Origin of the sequence: Rhizobium mulingense (genome assembly GCF_029194105.1) — a bacterium.
GTDB lineage: Bacteria > Pseudomonadota > Alphaproteobacteria > Rhizobiales > Rhizobiaceae > Rhizobium > Rhizobium mulingense.
Genome location: NZ_JARFVE010000003.1, coordinates 20757 through 37664, shown reverse-complemented (window position 1 = coordinate 37664; position 16908 = coordinate 20757). Strand labels below are relative to the sequence as shown.

Genomic DNA, 16908 nt, shown 5'->3' with positions numbered 1-16908 from the left:
CACGCGCCCCGAGGACGGCCGCCCAATGGGAGATAAGTAAAACCGCCGGGCGGCCGCACCTCTATGCGGCTTCCCAGACCTGGTTCAAAATGCGAGCTGCCAGTGCCGCCTTATCTTGAGGCAGGAAGTGGCCATAATGCTGCTGGATCATATCTGGGGTATCCTGGATCGCGTAGCTCGCCTGCTCATAGGAGCCTGTGAGTTTCAGGATATGCGTGGCCAGCACGTCGCGTACGTTGTGCGGTCCATGGGGAAGCAAGCCAGGCAATGCGCCCCGGCCAGTGTAGGGATTATAGATGCCGTAGCGCTGGATTGTCAGCCGCCATGCCTCATAGAAGGTGGTCTGGTCATATGCGGCGTCCGTGCTCGTCTGCTTCACCGTTTTGACGAACAATGTGCCGGGATCCTTGCCATCACCCAGAAGCACCCCCCGATGACGATCGATGTAGCCACCAATATGGTAATACAGGTCGAGGAGGTCGGGGAGCACCAGGCGGAATGGTTTCGATCCGAAGAACGACGAGTGCGCATTCTTGAAGGCATTTGCCGGAATCAGGACTTCCCAGCCTTGATCGCGCTCGCTCTAACGAAGCTCGCCACGCCGCATCTCCTCAAGACGTCGTTCCGAGGTCGGAAAATGGCCGCGCGGGCACAGCAACAGTTGTCGAAGGTTCTTCTGTCGCAGTCCCAGATGCAGGCCGAGACGCAGCATCAGAAATGACCGCACCGACTCCGCCGCTGCCCTAGGGTAACGATCCTTGTCTGGCATTCTCATGAGGATCTCATCGGTGATCTTGCGGTATTCTGCGAGCGGGCTGGGCGCTTCCAGGACGCACATGATCGGCTCGAACGGATCGCGATGCACGCGCATCACACGTTGGATTTCCTTGATGCGATTACGGGCATGCTTGTGGAAGGCGTCACAGCATGCGTGCCAGTCACGTTTGGCAAATGCGATTTCCTCCGCCGTCACCAACCCTTCGATTGGCACAACTCGCTCTATCAACTCCGGGTGCTGGCGCAGCCATCCTGTTTCTTCTCGCGTCAGTGACAGCGATATGCTCAGCATATCGGCTTCCCAGGCAGTGAAGAAGCCACGGCGGCGTTCCCGCCATTGCAAATACCAGTCCCAGATGCCGGGGAACACGAGCATTCCGAAGGTCAATGCGCCAAGCGGTACACCGCGACCAGCAATCTCGCCGTTGGGCGAGGCCACCAATGCGCCGAACATTAATCCAAGGTGCTCCAGCTTTTGCGAGGCAGTCTCCTCGCCCCAGACGCCATTGCGCTGAAAACCGATTGTCGTCAGCGTGGCGGTCTTGAACACGAGCAAATCCGCCATTTCCATGGCGAGACGGGGAGGGGCCTCGATGACTCCCGAGAGAATATCTGGATCTTCGATATCGCCCGCAGTCGCAAAAGATTGCGCGAGCGTCTGCTTAAGTGACCTGATGTCAGCTCGCCCGCCATAGGCCATGGCTGGAAAGCGGATTGCATAGCGCTGCTTCGATGCGGCGGCCTGGAAGCGCCGATAGTCGGTCGAACCGCTGATGATGACGCGCCGAACCCACTCGAGGACCTCCTCGCGCTTGGTGAAGGGCAGGGAGTTGAAATTGTCGGGGAGGTGCCAGGCGAGCCGCCGACGCTCGGCCGGTGAGATGTCGTCGCCGAGATCATGACCCGAGGCGGAGCGCGATTGATAAGGAAGCTTGGCCCTGAAGTAACCGGATGGCAGCCGGTAACGCCGCTCGATGCGCCCGAGAACCTCAAGGCTGTCGATCGTCCGCGGCACTTTCGTGCCCTTCAACCATGAGAGGATGGTCTTGTTGTCGAATGTTTCGTCAGGGCGAATGATGGCACGATGCAAGTAATAATAGGATTCTCCAAACCGGCGCATATGCAATTCCAACGCTGCCTGGAAGGAGACCGGGTCCTCCCACCGATCGAATAGCGGGTTTGGAAAGTCCTCGATCGGCGCCGGCTTGGGGCCGGTTTTCGCCGAATGCTTCATCACGGGGGCGGCCAGTTTCGCTGCGGCTTGCCGGTTTCGCGGGAGGCGCTGCGCGGGTTTCTGCTTTTCCGCCGATCGATGTCCTGCCGCGTCATTGGGCTTGCTCGCTGCGAGCCATCGGCAATCGCATCGAATCCATGTTGTGCTGTTCTTTTGACCTCCGCAGTGAGTTCGGCCGAGAGGTCACAGGCCAGGGCGATTTCCTGCCAATCGAGCTTACCGGATTTCATCGGCGGGTAAGCACGGTGGCCGATCAGCGCAAGCATGTAGCTTGATAGGTTCTCGATCGAGCGAGGCTGAAGCAGAGGCGAAAGACGCATTTCGCAGAACCTGGAATTCTTACGTTGGAAAGTTTCTGGCGAGGTTGGAGTTGAGTTGGCCATCGGTATTCCTTGCAGTCTATCTTTATAGAAGGCGTGGGCTGCTAAGGCAGATCGGTAAAGGCTGGGTTAACGCGCTGAAGCGCTAAAATGGATCGCAATAATGTAGCCGGCTAAGTGACTAGCTGATCGCCAGCATGCCTTATGCCTCTGCATAAATGTCTGATAATGCAACATTATCGGACGTTTTGAGTCGTCGACAGGCCATGCGGTTTTGAACCTTATCACTGGTAACAACCGCGCGTCTGGCTTAAGCTCCCGCGCATGGATTCGCTCGCGCCCGCCGCTCCAACGACATCGATATGGCCTCACCGTCTTCCGGCTTGGGCGGTGTCGCACGGCCGCGACATCAGTGAATCCCACGCCGCCTTTGCCGCCGGTATCGCCCTGAAATCACTTGACGATCTGATCCGTGTGGACCCGCCCTGGCTTGGTTGCTGGCGCGATTGACTTGCCTTGAAATCCGCCGCTGTCGCTGCCCGAACGCTCGGTCGCAGCGAGGACGAACACGGGTTGCGTGACGCCACCCTGCTGACGGCAACGGGCGACGATCCTGGACCAGCCGGCAAGCTTTTTTGGGCCACACGAATGCTGGGGCGCCGAACCGGGACGGTCACTACACCCTTCGTTAAGGAGCTGGCCGCGTTGCTGGGGATGAAGTGGGACGACAGCCTTGCCTCAATCCCCGATATGATCGATTCTGGCGTCCAGTCCGGGCGAGCAGCACCCTTCGCGGTGGCGGACCTGATAACGGCGATCTCTGCCGTTCGCCCGGACGCCGAGGTGCTGGCTCTTGGCCTCGCCGAGCTTGTGCTGGCGCAAAAGCTAAACTGGCCGGAGCCCGTGCCGCTACTGTTGCTGAGCGTTTCGGCCCGGCGTTCTGCACCATAGGCGGTCGCGGTCGCGTGCGGCCAAACGAGGCGGCTTATCCGAAAGCGATCTGCCTGGCGCTGGTCGACGGCGTTGAGACCGCATTCCGTTCCGCCGACGAGATCGATCGTCGGGCCGCACGGCTGCTGGAAGTATTGCCAAAAGTCCGGACCAAGGGCGCCGAGCCGGTGATCCGCAAGTTGCTGAACGAGGATGCGATCGCAGCTTCGGCGCCGGGCAGCACCCTGTCCCGCTCGGCGGCCAACCGACTGTTCGAGCGGCTGCAAAGTTTCGAGGCGGTGCGGGAGCTCTCCGGCCGTTCCTCCTTCCGGATATTCGGGTTGTGAGGTGGCTGGCATGAGCGCAACCACAACCAGTCGGCGACAGGCCAAGGAGCGACAGCAGGAAGTCCTGTACGACCGCGAGCTCGAGGACCTCCCGCCGGAACTGCGTTGGCGGGAATGGATGCTTCGGGTCGAGGCGGTGATCTTTGCTTCGGCCGAGCCGGTCGGCCGCGAGACGCTGGCGCGGGTAGTGGGAAAAGACTGCAGCATCGATCTGCTGATCGACGACCTCGTTGAGGAATTGCGGGACCGACCGTATGAGTTGGTATCGGTCGCCGGCGGCTGGCAGCATCGCACCCGACCGCGGTTCGCCGAAACGATCCGGGCCTTGTCGACGCCGACGCGGGGAGGGGCGGCGGCGCTCTCCGAGTTCGAGGCGATGGTGCTGATGGCGGTGGGATATTTCCAGCCGGTGACCCGTGGCGAACTGTCGAAGATCTTTGGCAAGGAGGTCAGCCGCGACACCATCGGCAATTTGCGTGGCGCGGGTTTTATCGGCTCCGGGCCGCGCAGCCCGACGCCCGGTGCGCCATACACCTACGTGACGGCGCCGCACTTTCTTTCCGCCTTCGGCATGGAGACGTTGCGCGACCTGCCGAACATCGAAGCGCTCGAGGACGCCGGCCTGCTCAGCCGACATGCCGTTCAAAACGAAGTCGCCGCCTCGGATGGCGGCGAAAACGAAACAGACGACGACGCGTCCTTTATTGCGTGATGCCGGTTGTCTCGGCCGTTCGGCCACCAGCACTGGTCGGACCAGCATCGCCGTCGACGCCAGCACCATCGACAGGCCGAGCTTCACCGGGAATAGCAGCGACTGATAGAATAACGGGCTTGTCGGAGTAGGAAACCGTGGCGCTGTGGACGGCCTCTTGGAAAGGCCGAACTATGGTTTCGGCGGCGATCGACGGGTCATATAGAATCTATTGAAGGTGGGCTACGAGTAGCGAGCCGCGGTTTGAGCGATATTTGCAGATTGCCCAACTCCGCGATCACCTCTGATCCGAAGGCGGAAAAAAGGTTGATTAGTTCATCTTGACGGGGCTGTCCGAAGGCAAGTCGGTAGGTCGCGAGAGATTTCTTCAGATTCTCGTAGCGATCAACCTCTCTGCTAAACGGGGGTATGAGAACAACCCGCTCAATTTGTGTGTCGCCGGGGTAGAGCCAGTAGGGCACGATATCCCCAGGGCGACCTTGCGCGATTTCATGCTGCCGAGCGGCTTCGAACATGCTTTCCCATGGTGCGAGACGCGCATCGCCGCAGGTCGCAAATTCAGCAAGCTTGGCAGCGATATTGCGGCGGACCGCGTGATTCTTGAAGCGGTGAACCCTGCCTTCGCGCTGCTCAATATCGACTGGATTACGGGGCAGATTCCAATGGACGATGCGGGCACAATAAGGGTGGAAATCCAAACCCTCCTGGCCGATCGAGGTTGACGCTAGAACAAACGGACGGAAAGGCGACTTGAACGCAGCCTGCACGAGCGTCGTACGGCGAACACCTTTTTCATCCTCGGCTTTTGTCGCAAACCGCATCGCAAAGCGCGCCCGCACTTCAAAGGTCTTATCGTGCAAGCGAGAGCGTCCCGCTGTCCAGTGATCCAGCGTTATCTGGGCTGGCCTCAATGCGACTACTGCGACAACCTTTTTGGCGATGAGAGCTGCGCGTTGTCCGGCGTCCAATTCGATGGCGTGCTCAGCGTCGATCACGAGTTGGAGGTATTCATCCAAGACAGCTGCCAAGTCGTATCTCGCTGCATGCGCATTGACCTGGCTCCAGTAATTCAGGGGCGATGTTTCTCCTAACAACGCCCTGCTCTCTGGTTGATTGTACAAGCTCCGAAATCCGAGAGCGATCGCCATCGCTGCCCCGACGAGGACAGGGTCGTTCAGAGGTAGCTCCGGGCAAAGGCGGCCCAACGCGCGAAGTGCGCAGGTCGCTGGGGACCCAAGGGCAAACTCTGCGAGCTTGTCGCAGGTTTCGTTGACGTCTCCGTCGTCAAGATGATCTTCGGCCTCGAGTGCGTTTCCAATTACCTCGATGGCGCGCGCCATCGCCCCGTGTTCATCATGGCCTTCATACTCGATCGCACCGACCCTTCCCCAGTCAACGCCGGTCCCTAATTCTTCCTCGAGTGTGAGCGGCAGGAGGCGATTGGATCTCTCGGCCAGGCGTAATAGTCGCTTTTTACCGATTCGCTCGGTGAGCACTTCGACGACCTGGAGGTGCAGGTCATCATAGCTTGACGCATGTCCAAACCGGCGCTCCAAGGCCAGCGGGTCAACCCACGCCGCCAGGGTAGGGGAGGGGCAGAGAATTGGCATCATCTCCTCGATGCCGATCGGACGGCTGGTGCGGCTGACCAGGTCGGTCGTCATACCCATGCGGCGACTTGCTTCATGCGAAAGAAGGGCGGCGATCGCGTCAGGCACCATCGACCAATCAGAAAATATGAGCGACTTCGTTGCCGGGACCTGCGCGCCATATGATGGCCGAGATGGAGGTACCCACAATGCGCGATCAAGCCCATGCTGAAAGGCCGTGTCCGCCGTAACGCGCATTCGGGCGTTGCGTAGCGGTATCTCCTCGTAGCTCTCGACCTGCTCCTTGCTGATGAGGAACGGAGTGGCAGCTTTGATTGCGTGGCGGAGTTCATTCGTTGGCCGGAGCTTCACCATTTGTAACTTCTGCCGGAGCTTGTAGTCACGCATGAAATTGAGGAGGTACGGCGCCGACTTCCAATACTCAACTATACCCGGCGCACCGACGAGCGCTGCTACCTGGGCAATCACCTTCGCCTCCTTAAGATCATCCGTCTCGATCCTCAGCTCAGGCTTGCTCTCCTTGACCAGCGCATTGCGGTCATCGCTGGAATCGACGCGCTCGGTGCGGGCAATGACCTCCCCCAGAATGCGTTGAACGCGATCACGCCTGACGCGGGCTTGAACACTTGTCTCTGGCATTGCCTGTAACGCGCGGCGGAAGTTCATAAGCTCCGTTTCCAGCTCTTTAATCCGCGCATCACCACCTTCTGCGCCAAAGAGAAAGCGCATGGTGCGCAGGAAATCGCTGTAGTGATCGCCGTCTTCGGGATCGTCGCTATTTAAGGTCAGCATACGGTATGGCGTTGCCGACAGTAGCAGCAGTCGAGCTTTCGAGCCGTCGCCGCCAGAGTAGGAAAAGAGCGCACGCGCCAGCTCCGCCGCCGCTGCTTTTTCGGGAGCTAACTGCTCATCGTGCTCGTGCAACAAATCCGCGAATCGCTGAAATTCATCGAGGATGATCAAATCGGGGGTCAGGGCATCGACACAGATTCGTGCCAGGATACGGCGCAATTCCCCAATCATGGCAGCCGGCCGCTGATCGGGTGGATAGTTTGGATTTTTCTTGCTCCTCGCCAGCTCTGCGGCTGCGCGAATCCGTTCTATGAATTCGTCTCCGACGGCTGCGTTGAAATTCTTCGAAATCTGCTCGGAGGTTTTCTGATAGCGTATCCAATTGGTCCAGCCAGGCCAGTTTTCTTTGACGACGCCTCCGCGGAAGACACGCTGTACGCCGCTGTGCCGGATACCGAGCCTCTTTCTCAGCATCTCGTAAATGAGGACCCGTTCTTTTGCGGTACCCAATGATGACTTCAGATCGAGTGCTGTTCCTGGGGTGAGGCTGATAAGATTCACGGGCTGTGACGCAATTCCGCCCTCTTGCTCAATTTCGAGCGGCAGCAACGTGAGGCGGGTATTGAGAGGTTTTGTCGCCGAGCCAATGACGTTGAGCGACTTGATGTTCTGCTCGGCAATCGCCTGATTAGAGCATATGTAGACGACGTCGATACGATCGACGTTGCCGGTCAACTCTTCGATTGCTTTGGCAATGACACCTCGGGCCACCATGGTCTTTCCGAGGCCCACCTCATCGGCGACGAGAAACTGCCCCGTGGGCAGCGCATCAGTAAACAGACGCCGAAACACATAATTGACTGTGGCCCGCTGAAAAGGTTTGAGGAGCTTCAAATGCTCTTCCGCTTGATAGGTCATTTTCGGGTTCTCTTGCTGGCTACAATCGGCGCGAAGCTGGCCCACAACTGAAGAAAATCCTCGGGGACAATGCTCTTGCCACCATCGTCAAGGCGCTTGATGAGCTGATCGATCTCGGCGAGTTCACCGCCATCGAGTGTAAGGGCCCGCACCATCGGCTCCAGCAAGGCGTTTCCACCTTGACCGAGCCGTCGAAGCCATTGGCCCTCACCCGCAGTTTCGCTTTCGAGGAAGCTGCCTTCACCCAAACTTCCGAGAAGCAAGCTCAGATAGCGAAAGAAGTTCTCAACATTGGCAATATGCGCTCGCAGGACGGCAGCATCCCGGCCCTCAGGCAGGCCGATGAGCCTGGCGCCCAACGTGAACGCAATCTCGACGCCTGTGCCCTCATCGAGGAGTCGCATTCCAAGCCAACGTGTGACGTCGCTCAAAGGGACGGTGCTTACAGCCATTCTCGGCGCCATGCCGGAGAGCAAAGACGCGGCGTCATATCCCTGTTCATTCGCTACCGTAATGGGGCGAACGAAACATCTCACTCCCGCGGGTGTCTGGATCGGCGACGCGTTGCCGGATACCGCCAATTCGAGCCCGATGCTGTCAGGAAGTTGTGTGCAGTGGAGATCCAGAGGCAGTGCTGCGATCTTGGTGCGCAAATTTTCGAGGAGCTTTTCAGCAGCTGCAGCAGCATCCTGCTCGGGCGGGTCAGACGGCACATAGGGTGCGAGAAGTCGCTGAAACTCATCCGAAAACAGTGTATCGGCAATAGAACCCATGCGGCTTTTGGGGCCATCAAGGGTTGCCAAGATTTCGATGTTTTGCGTACGACCATTGCGGCCAGGGACCAGTGCTGCGCTCGTTGCATTGGCGGAGCCAACGTGAATGTGCAGACGCGACCCACGCTCCACCACGTAGGCCTTGGCATGAAGGCCCTCAAGATCGGCAGAACCTATGTCGTCCCGATCTTCTTCCTCATAACGTGTCGCTCGGTCATCGAGGGTCCGTATACTAAAAAGCTCGCGAATGTCAGGCTTGATACAATCCAGTTCCTCGGCTCGTGCCACGAGTTGACAGGTTGACGGCTCGTCGTAGCCTTTGGCCAGGTGCGCAAGCGCGGCACTGCTGACGAAAGGTGAGAGAACGGCGAGGCGTTCACCCTTTTGCGGAGACCAGGCGCCGGGTTTCAAACCATTCACTGCGAAGCTGACTTTGCTCGCGCCAGCAGGGAGATCGTCCCAGATACACCGCTCGAGATCCCGCACGAGCGAAGGAAGAAATTTTGGCGCCGGCGGGCGATTGGCCGAATTCGACAAACCTGGAAGTGCACGAACAAGCTGCACGACAGGCTCGTTCGCATCGTTGATATCGTCGCCGACCTTCCCATCCAGGCAAAGAGCCAGGTCCCAGCATCGATCATTGGTCAGGTTGCGTGAGAGAATGGCGAGCCGCATTCGCGTGGGCTGTCCCTCTTGCTCCGGCTGGAAACGGATGCACCATAGCTTCGGATGGAATGCACCGCCCTCTGGAGCCGAAACCTCGATTATCGTCTTCTCGTAAAGCGCCATCAGCCGCGCTGCATTCGGGCGCGCTTCCTTGATGCGGCCCCGGTCACAGTATATGGCCATCCTGCCGGCCATTCGCTCGACGCTTTGCAGCAGGGCCAGCGGGCTCCGCAACATTTCTTCACGGTTCTCGGCGTCTCGGAAAACGATGGCGATTGGAATGGTAAGTGCTGTTTCGAAGTCAAGCGAGTAGGTGGTCGCTACGGCGTTATCGAACCGATAGTGATCGGGCGCACGCATAAGAGATGTGTAGAGTTCGCGATTCTCAGGGTTGAAGACGGGTTCAGCCGGCATCGGCGAGCTCCCCAAGATAGCTTCTCGAAATACCCCATCTGAAATCGAGACGGGCGTCGCCAGAGGCGCCTGACCATCTCTCAAGTGGCGCATCGTGCAGCAGACGCGCCTTCAACCGCTTCAGGCCATGTTCCCGGTGCTTTAGAAGCTCGATCGCGGTACTGTCTGCCTCCAACCGACCTGCGCCGTCCCGCGCGATAGATGCCCAGCTGCGGATAAAGTCACGGGACGACTTCGTTAGACTGTGGCTGGTTTTGCCAATGAGACTGAAAAGATCGTCAAGATCCCACTCGTCCAAATTCAGATGATCGAGCTCCGCCACCCAGTCTTCAAGGCGCGACCGATAGTGCTCCACGAGGGCTGGAGCATCTGCATGTTTTTTGGCATTTGGCCGTGCAACGGCGCGCAGCGCCAGTAAAAGATTGTAGAACAGACTGGCGCCATACATCACGCCGGAGAACCTTTCTGCGTGTCGCAATATCGCACGATTTGATTTCGAGATGCTGCCTTCGCTCACCTGCCATGGCCAATCCTGAGTGTAAGACTCACCCGTGCGCGCAAGCTCGTTCAGAAGCGTTGGCTTTGCATTGCCGGCGATGCGATCTCGCAGGAAATCCGCTTCTTCCACCGTCAGCGCAAATGTTGCCTCATCAAACAAATCTCCGGGCGCTTTGGGCAGGCTTGATGCCCACAATTTCAGATCGTGGTCCTTGAGGCTTTCCGGACCATAGGACAGGAAGGTAGCTTGGGAGCCCGCCAGTGTGCGTATGCCGAGGGTGTTGAGACCTGCCCAGTAGACGCTTGAGGCAAGCCGCTTGAGGTTTCGGCCTGCGTCACGGCCGATCACGCCGATCGTCTCGTCGCCCCGAAGCAGAGCTTCGCTCAACCGGAATTCCAGGTCCCGCGCAACATTCGTCCGCTCCGCTTGCGTCGCCTTTCGACTTTGCGCTTCGCGGTAGATCCATGGAATAAAAAGCATATAGCGGAGCCGCGTCTGGATCGTACTGGTGCCCGGAAAAAGCAGATCGGCAAGGCCATCTCGCACTGTTCCCAGACCTAGTTCATCGCGGGCTTCAGGTTGTTTGAAGAGATCGATGAGGGTCTGAGCCCGTCGCCGTTCCTCGGGGTCGAAATCAATCCAGGCAAGATAGGACATGTAAATTCTGTCTGAAGCACTGAGGGGAACAGATGGCTCGTTCCTGCCGCGGCAGTGGTAACGGTTTTTAGAACTGGCCTGATGAAAGGTCGGCAGGCTATGGAAGGCCCCCGCGGTTAGGATGGAGGGGAGGGGACATTTGGCGTGACCGCGATCACCGTCGCGCTCGTCATCAGGACGATCAGCCCCTGTTCTGCTCCCGTCATTTCGAGATACGCACGGACCTGCGCCCGATAATGATCGAGTGTTCTGGGATCGGGAGTTACATCGCTTTTCCAATCGATGACCACCGCTGGCCGGCCCCCAGGACCAACAGTCAGCGCATCGGCGATGCCCGCCGTTGCGACAAGTTCAGCGTCTTCCTCGCGAAGCGCATAAACGGGAAACTCCGCAGACAGTGCTGGCCGTAGGGCTGCGATTTCGGGCAACCCTAAGGTCCGTTCGATGCAACCAGCCAACTCCTCGGGGGAAAGCCCGGCGGTCGGGTCGGGGACCGGAACCTTGCCAAGCGCACGGACGAGTTCCTCGGCTCGCGCAGAGAGTGCCGCGGGCGAGTCGCCCGTTTCGCCGGTCACTACTTCTTCCATAAGCTTGTGAAGGACGAGCCCGCGCTCGCGGCCACCCTGCACGGTGGACGAAGCGACGAGCTCCGGCGGCGCATCATCATCCGAGCCGGTCCAGATATCGGCTTCCTCCTCCTGCAAGAGCGCTCCAGCCGAATTCTCGTCACGGCTCGGAGCAAGCCATTTCAATCGCATCTGCCGATCGGCGATTGCGCCGGCCTCAGCGGCGAAAGTCTCCCGGGTCTGACTGTTGCCGTGGCCGCCGGCCACCACGACCGGATCAGGCGATAAATGCGATGCGTCCAGCGCGGCAAGTCCTGTGAGTGACAGATCGACAAGACCGATCCAGGCAGACTTCGAAGGCGTTACGTCGAGGCGCGGCAAAATCAGCAGCTCACGGGCTCGAGTCGCAGCGACATACCAGAGACGGACACGTTCGCGGTCCAACTCGGCCTTCTCGGCTTGCCGCGCCGTGTCATAGCCAGAGGGCGGGACACCGAGAACAGGGCAGTAGAAAGTGTCGTTCTGCCGATCAATCACCGCGCTGTCAGGTGCCATCACGCCGGTCATGGTGTTGATGGGGATTACGACCGGCCATTCGAGACCTTTAGCGGCATGCATGGTGAAGAGCGCGACGGCTTCCTCCTGCGCGTCGGGTCGGCCCTCAACCGCCCGGGCCTCGTCGGTCCAGGCCGCTGTCATCGCCTCGGAGAAGGCGCGGAGGCCGCGCACCGCATAGCTGTTAGAGAGGCTGAGATAGAGGTCGACATTGGAGAGTGCCCGCTCGGCCTGACCCCGATGGCGGTCGAGTAGAATGGGACGCAAGCGCAGGACATCCACGGCCTGCGAAAGCAGCTCGTGCGGCGTAGTGCTGTTGCCGCGTCGTTGAAGCGCCTGCAGCTTTTCAATGACATCGCGCGCCAGCGGATGACTGATTGCCGCCGGGTCGACACTGAGGTCGAGGCGGGGGATTCGCTGAGGTTCCTCCTCGGATCGGGGGAGCGCCCAGACGACGTCCAGCAATTGTTCTTCGCTGAGTCCGACCAGTGGGCCGCGCAGCAGCGCCCCCAGTGCCAGAGTGTCACGGCGATCGGCCAGCACCCGGGTCAGTGCGAGGAGATCCTGAACCTCCTGCCGGCGAAACAGACCTTTGCCGGCTTGCGTTGCCACCGGTATGCCATGCCGTTCAAGGGCTTCCTCATAACGCCACAAATCTGCGCCGGTCGGTGCGAGAAGAGCGATGTCGCCCGGCTGGCAGGCGCGTTCCGCGCCGGCTTTGCGATCCAGGACGGGATGGCTACCGATCAACCGGGCACACAGCTCAGCCACCGCATCGGCTTCGGCATCGCGTTGCTGTTCGGCGCTGGCTTTGCCGTTCTCGTCGGCGACGGCGATGTCGATCGCGGCGACGCAGACGCCGCCGCGATCGTCATGGAAGGGATCGAGTGCGGTGAAGCCGGGCTGTCCGTCCGCTGACAGGATCGCCTCGAAGCGCTCATTGACGAATGTGAGGATCGAGGCGCAGGATCGGAAATTGGTCGAGATCGACACAAGGCCGTCCGCATCCTGACCTGAAAAGGCTGTCCGCGCCCGGACGTAGGCGCCGACATCCGCGCCGCGGAAACGGTAGATCGCCTGTTTGGGATCTCCAACGAGGAAGAGCGCGCCGGGCCGGATCCGGAAGCTGACCCAATCTCGCGGATCCTCCACGGGGTCACCGCACAGCCGCCAGAAGATTTCCGCCTGAAGCGGATCGGTATCCTGGAACTCATCGACGAGGACCTTCGCGTACCTTTGCCCGAGCGCCTGTCGCACCGCCTCATGATCGCGCAGCAGATCACGTGCGGCGTAGATCAGGTCGTCGAAATCGAGCTGGGCGCTGGCGCGCTTGTGCTCGCGATACCGCTCCAACATCGGCCGTGCTTCATCGATCAGCGCCGCGAGCACCTGGCCCGACGCAGCCTGAAGGAGGGCGGTCCACGTAGCGCAGCAGGCGTCAAAGAAGCCTTCTGCGGCATCATTCAACCGGTCGGCGTCGGCTTTGGAAAGCCCGGCCTGTTTTGCCGCCGCCGCCCATTTGCCCTTCTTACGATAGGAGGAGAAGTCACCAGCCTTGGTGCACAGGTCGGGATGTGGACGCGAGACCAGCAGCCCGACCAATCCGGCAGGCGTTTCCGCGTTCGACGCAGCGGGCAAGCGCGCAGCCATTTCGGAAAAGCGTGCCGTATAGACCTCCGTCTCCGCCTCGCGGGCGCTGGCGGCCTGCATGAAGGTGGAGAAATTATCAGCCGCCTGCCGAAACGCTTCCAAATGCATGGCAAGCGGTGTCACCGCCGGAGCGATGAGGCTCCTGCGCCGGCGGAGTGCTTCGGCAACCCTGTGCATCAGGGCGACGGTCTCGCCAGGGCTGTGCAGAACCATTTCGGCGAGGATGCCATCTTGGTCGCCGGACAGGCTCTCCCGAAGCCAGCCGTCCACTATTTCGAGAAAAGTGAGGTCGGCCTGGTTCCGGTCCATGACCGTGGCGCCCGGATCGATGTCTGCCTCTGCCGGATAGGGTTTGATCAAACGCTGGCAGAACCCATGGATTGTCGAACATGTGATCTCGTCGATCGCGGCGCTCGCTGCGATGAGATTGTCACGCTGCATCTGCGACAGACCGTTTGGCAGCCCCACCCGAAGTTCTGGTACGATATTGCCCGCCGCAAGATCGCTGACGAACTCCCGAACCCGGGAAAGGAGCTCGCTTGCCGCGAGTTCCGTGAAGGTGACCGCCGCAATCGCGCGAGGTGCAACACCCTGTGCCAACATGACAGCGATGCGCCCGGCCATAACCGCTGTCTTGCCCGAACCCGCACCTGCCTCAACCAGGATGGAACGCTCGTGACCGCTAATGGCATCGCGCCGGGCACTGTCATCATTGAGGGTTCTTTGCATGATGGTCATCATTCGGCCTCCCACACCAGAGCGACTTCGCCAAGCCGCTCTGTCGCGGCGGGTTGCTTGCGTTTGCAGTATGTTGCGTTGGCATTGGCCGGCAGGGCGAATGCGAGGTCGTCGTAGTCACCGCCCGTATCCGGTCCGGGTAGTGCGGCGCCACTTGCAAACGCGTTCCGGGCAGCCTGCAGATACTGCGTCATTTCAGCCAGCATGGCTTCCGGGTCATCCAGCCGAACTTCGAGCGGTTCGCGCGGATAAAGCAACGACGCACTGATCGCGACCTGGTCGCCCAATAATGCCTTCACGGCGAAGGCGTAGAGGCAGCGTTGGAGCTCGCGTCCGCCATTCAGTCGGATTTCACCTTTGGGAGGCTTGCCAGTCTTGTAATCGCGAACGAGCGCCCGGCTTCCGTCGCCGGCAATGTCGAGCCGATCGATATAGCCCGCAATCTCAAAGCCCGTGCTCGGGATCACGACGGGCAAGCTTGCATCCCAGGGAAGCTCCGCCGTCGACTTGGGCTCGGATCCGCCGAAGGGAACTTCGCTATAGGAGCGGCTTGCCGGCAGATGCTCATCGCCATAAGCGAGGGCCTGCGCCGACAGAAGGCGTACGTCACCGAGTGTTCGGCCCCAGATAACTTTAGGAGGGATCGGGCGTTCACTTTCCCAGTCGATTGCGACCGCATCCACAGCCGCGGCGACAGCTTTCTCAATCGCAGACGCATCTGCGGAGGCCAGACCGCCAGCCGCTTCGAGGGTTCGCAAAGCGCAATCCAACACCAGATGGATCAGATCGCCCGCTGCGAGCGCGTCAAGCACGAGAGGCTCGGCGCTGCTCTGCGGTGCGCGCCAGCCGAAGGCGTAGTGCCAAAGGAAACCAAGCGGGCTGCGCAGCAGCGCCTTCAGCGAACTGGCCGACTGGGTCCGCGCAAGGACAGCGAGAATGAGCGGATGATCGGGCCGCACGAGGCCGTCATGGGACGTGATGTCCGGCGCGCGCCAGTCGCGCCAGCAACCGCGGGCAGTGATCGCTTGGGTGTTGGCGGCGAATTCCTGCGGTCGTGCCATCAATCGATCGGTTTCGCTAAAGGCGTGCTCGGGGATGGCGTTGCGACGCAGGTACGTTTCGTCGCCATGAGCAGCGAACAATGGACTGCGCCCGAGGAGACGACCGTCGCTGTCGCGACGGGCGCGAGAGAGGACGACTTCGCCGGACGTAGTCGCGATAATTGTTTCGAAGTCCCTGCGATCTGCGAGGCTGACTGGAAGCGGGTCGAGTTCGGCGGTCGGGATGATGTGGTCCGGGATCAGCCGGTCCTCGGCAATCCCGCGCGGCCAACGAGAAGAGTTGAGACCGATCAGCCGAACGAAGCGCCGGGGTGAGGCCGCGAGAGCACTTGCTGGCATCCAGGCAACCGACACGCAAGCCTCGAGCCCGTCATCCTGCTTCAACGCCTCGAGCGTGACATCGACAGATGCGGCAGGCCCCGCCAGCAGCGCTTTGCGCCAGATGGCCAACGACCGACCTTTAAGGAAGGCATTGCCTATCTCCTGAGCGGCGTCGGGTCCCTTTGCCAATAGCTCAATCGCTTTGCGCAGCGTTGGTGCGTGATCTTTGCCATCGGGCCAGTCTTCTGGCTTGAGGCGCGAGAGCAGCCGGTTCCAGGCGGCAGATGTCGACAAGGGTGCATCGCTCGGCAGAACGCGTAGCCAGCCGTCGGGAAGCGTCTCCAATGGCGCTGATTCTCGGCACAGCGCGGCAAGGCGGCGCAGACGTGATTGTGAGAGCCCGCGCACAACGATGTCGGCAAGGGCCGCAGCCGCCTGTCCCTCGCGTGTAGCGACCGCCCGGATACCATGGACGAAATGCAGATCGATGTTGGCGTCGGCGCGCAGCGCTAGGAAATGGTCGTCATAATCCGCTGGCGAAGCCGTCGCGATTGCGATTTCAGACGGTGAGATGCCCGACGCGAGCAAGGTGCGAGCCCAGCGCATGGCCTCTATGGCTTCGTGATACGCGGTCGCACCGCTGATAGACCGAACCGAAGGCGCTTCCGCCTTGCTCTGCACAACAGTGACGCCGCTATCGGCCAGCCAGGCCGGGGCTGAGCGTGGACCGGCCGTCCACTGAACCGGAAGGCGTTCGGCCAGCTGCTTGATCAGCGGACGCCAACACGGAGAAAGCTCTGTCAATCCGACGATCTCGATTTTACCGAAGATCGCGGGTGCATGGGCGATGCGGCTAAGAGCTGCGTTGACGATGTCGACCGGGCGCATCATTCCGGCAGGAAGTTGATCCAGGACAGCGGTCTCCAGCCGGGCGATTGCTGCGAGTCGCGGATGCTCACCCGCCCGAGCAGGCAGATCGATGCCGGCGCGCCAAGCCTTGTGCAGTGTGTCCGCTGCTGCCCCCGTCATGCCGGGCAGCGTCTTGATGCTTTCCAGCTCGCCCATGGGCGTATTGGGGAGGACCGCTTGGATCGCCGCGCGTAGGCTCTCTTCGTCGATCGGCCGTGCAAATCCCCCGGCAAGCCGCACCGCAGCTTGCTCAAAGGACATGATCTGGAGACCGTGACAACTGCCGCGGGCCGCAGCAAGGCGGGCTTCCCGCATAGCGAGGCGACCATGAATGACGAGTGTTGACCGACTTGAGTTGGTCATACTGCTTTCCTTTCTGGGCTGATCCTCGCGGAGGCGCCTTGCACGACCTAAGTGAAGACGCATGATTCTCTCGGAGTGCAGAGTGAGCTGCATCTT

Annotated in this window: 6 protein-coding genes and 2 pseudogenes; 2 read left to right on the top strand and 6 right to left on the bottom strand. The window is 60.4% G+C overall.

Features of this window, described 5'->3' with window-relative positions:
* Nucleotides 1–61: 61 nt before the first annotated feature.
* A pseudogene (locus PYR71_RS05115) lies at nucleotides 62–2394 on the bottom strand (hypothetical protein).
* A 261-nt stretch (nucleotides 2395–2655) separates the two neighbouring features.
* Here PYR71_RS05115 and PYR71_RS05110 point away from each other — a divergent pair.
* Together PYR71_RS05110 and scpB are read left to right on the top strand one after the other, a co-directional pair.
* Nucleotides 2656–3608 (top strand): annotated as a pseudogene (locus tag PYR71_RS05110) (DUF1403 family protein).
* Nucleotides 3609–3618: 10 nt separating this feature from the next.
* Nucleotides 3619–4320 carry an SMC-Scp complex subunit ScpB gene (scpB, locus tag PYR71_RS05105; protein WP_275618483.1) on the top strand — a complete coding sequence of 234 codons (702 nt, stop codon included), beginning with the start codon at nucleotides 3619–3621 and terminating at the stop codon, nucleotides 4318–4320.
* 197 nt (nucleotides 4321–4517) lie between these two features.
* On the opposite strand, the gene PYR71_RS05100 is transcribed toward scpB, so the two are convergent.
* From PYR71_RS05100 to PYR71_RS05080, 5 genes are all read right to left on the bottom strand, one after another.
* Nucleotides 4518–7640: a DEAD/DEAH box helicase gene (locus tag PYR71_RS05100; protein ID WP_275618482.1), complete on the bottom strand. Its 3123-nt coding sequence runs from the start codon at nucleotides 7638–7640 to the stop codon at nucleotides 4518–4520.
* Entirely contained in the window at nucleotides 7637–9493 is a 1857-nt protein-coding gene (locus tag PYR71_RS05095) for a phospholipase D family protein (protein WP_275618481.1), read from the bottom strand. Before PYR71_RS05095 ends, PYR71_RS05100 begins: the two co-directional genes overlap by 4 nt.
* Entirely contained in the window at nucleotides 9483–10649 is a 1167-nt protein-coding gene (locus tag PYR71_RS05090; RefSeq protein WP_275618480.1) for a DUF6361 family protein, read from the bottom strand. Before PYR71_RS05090 ends, PYR71_RS05095 begins: the two co-directional genes overlap by 11 nt.
* 116 nt (nucleotides 10650–10765) lie before the next feature.
* Nucleotides 10766–14158, bottom strand: coding sequence for a UvrD-helicase domain-containing protein (locus PYR71_RS05085; protein WP_275619045.1), 3393 nt, complete (start codon nucleotides 14156–14158; stop codon nucleotides 10766–10768).
* On the bottom strand, nucleotides 14158–16812 hold the full coding sequence (locus PYR71_RS05080) for a PD-(D/E)XK nuclease family protein (RefSeq protein ID WP_275618479.1): 2655 nt from the start codon (nucleotides 16810–16812) through the stop codon (nucleotides 14158–14160). The genes PYR71_RS05085 and PYR71_RS05080 overlap by 1 nt, the downstream gene beginning before the upstream one ends.
* Between the last annotated feature and the right edge of the window lie 96 nt (nucleotides 16813–16908).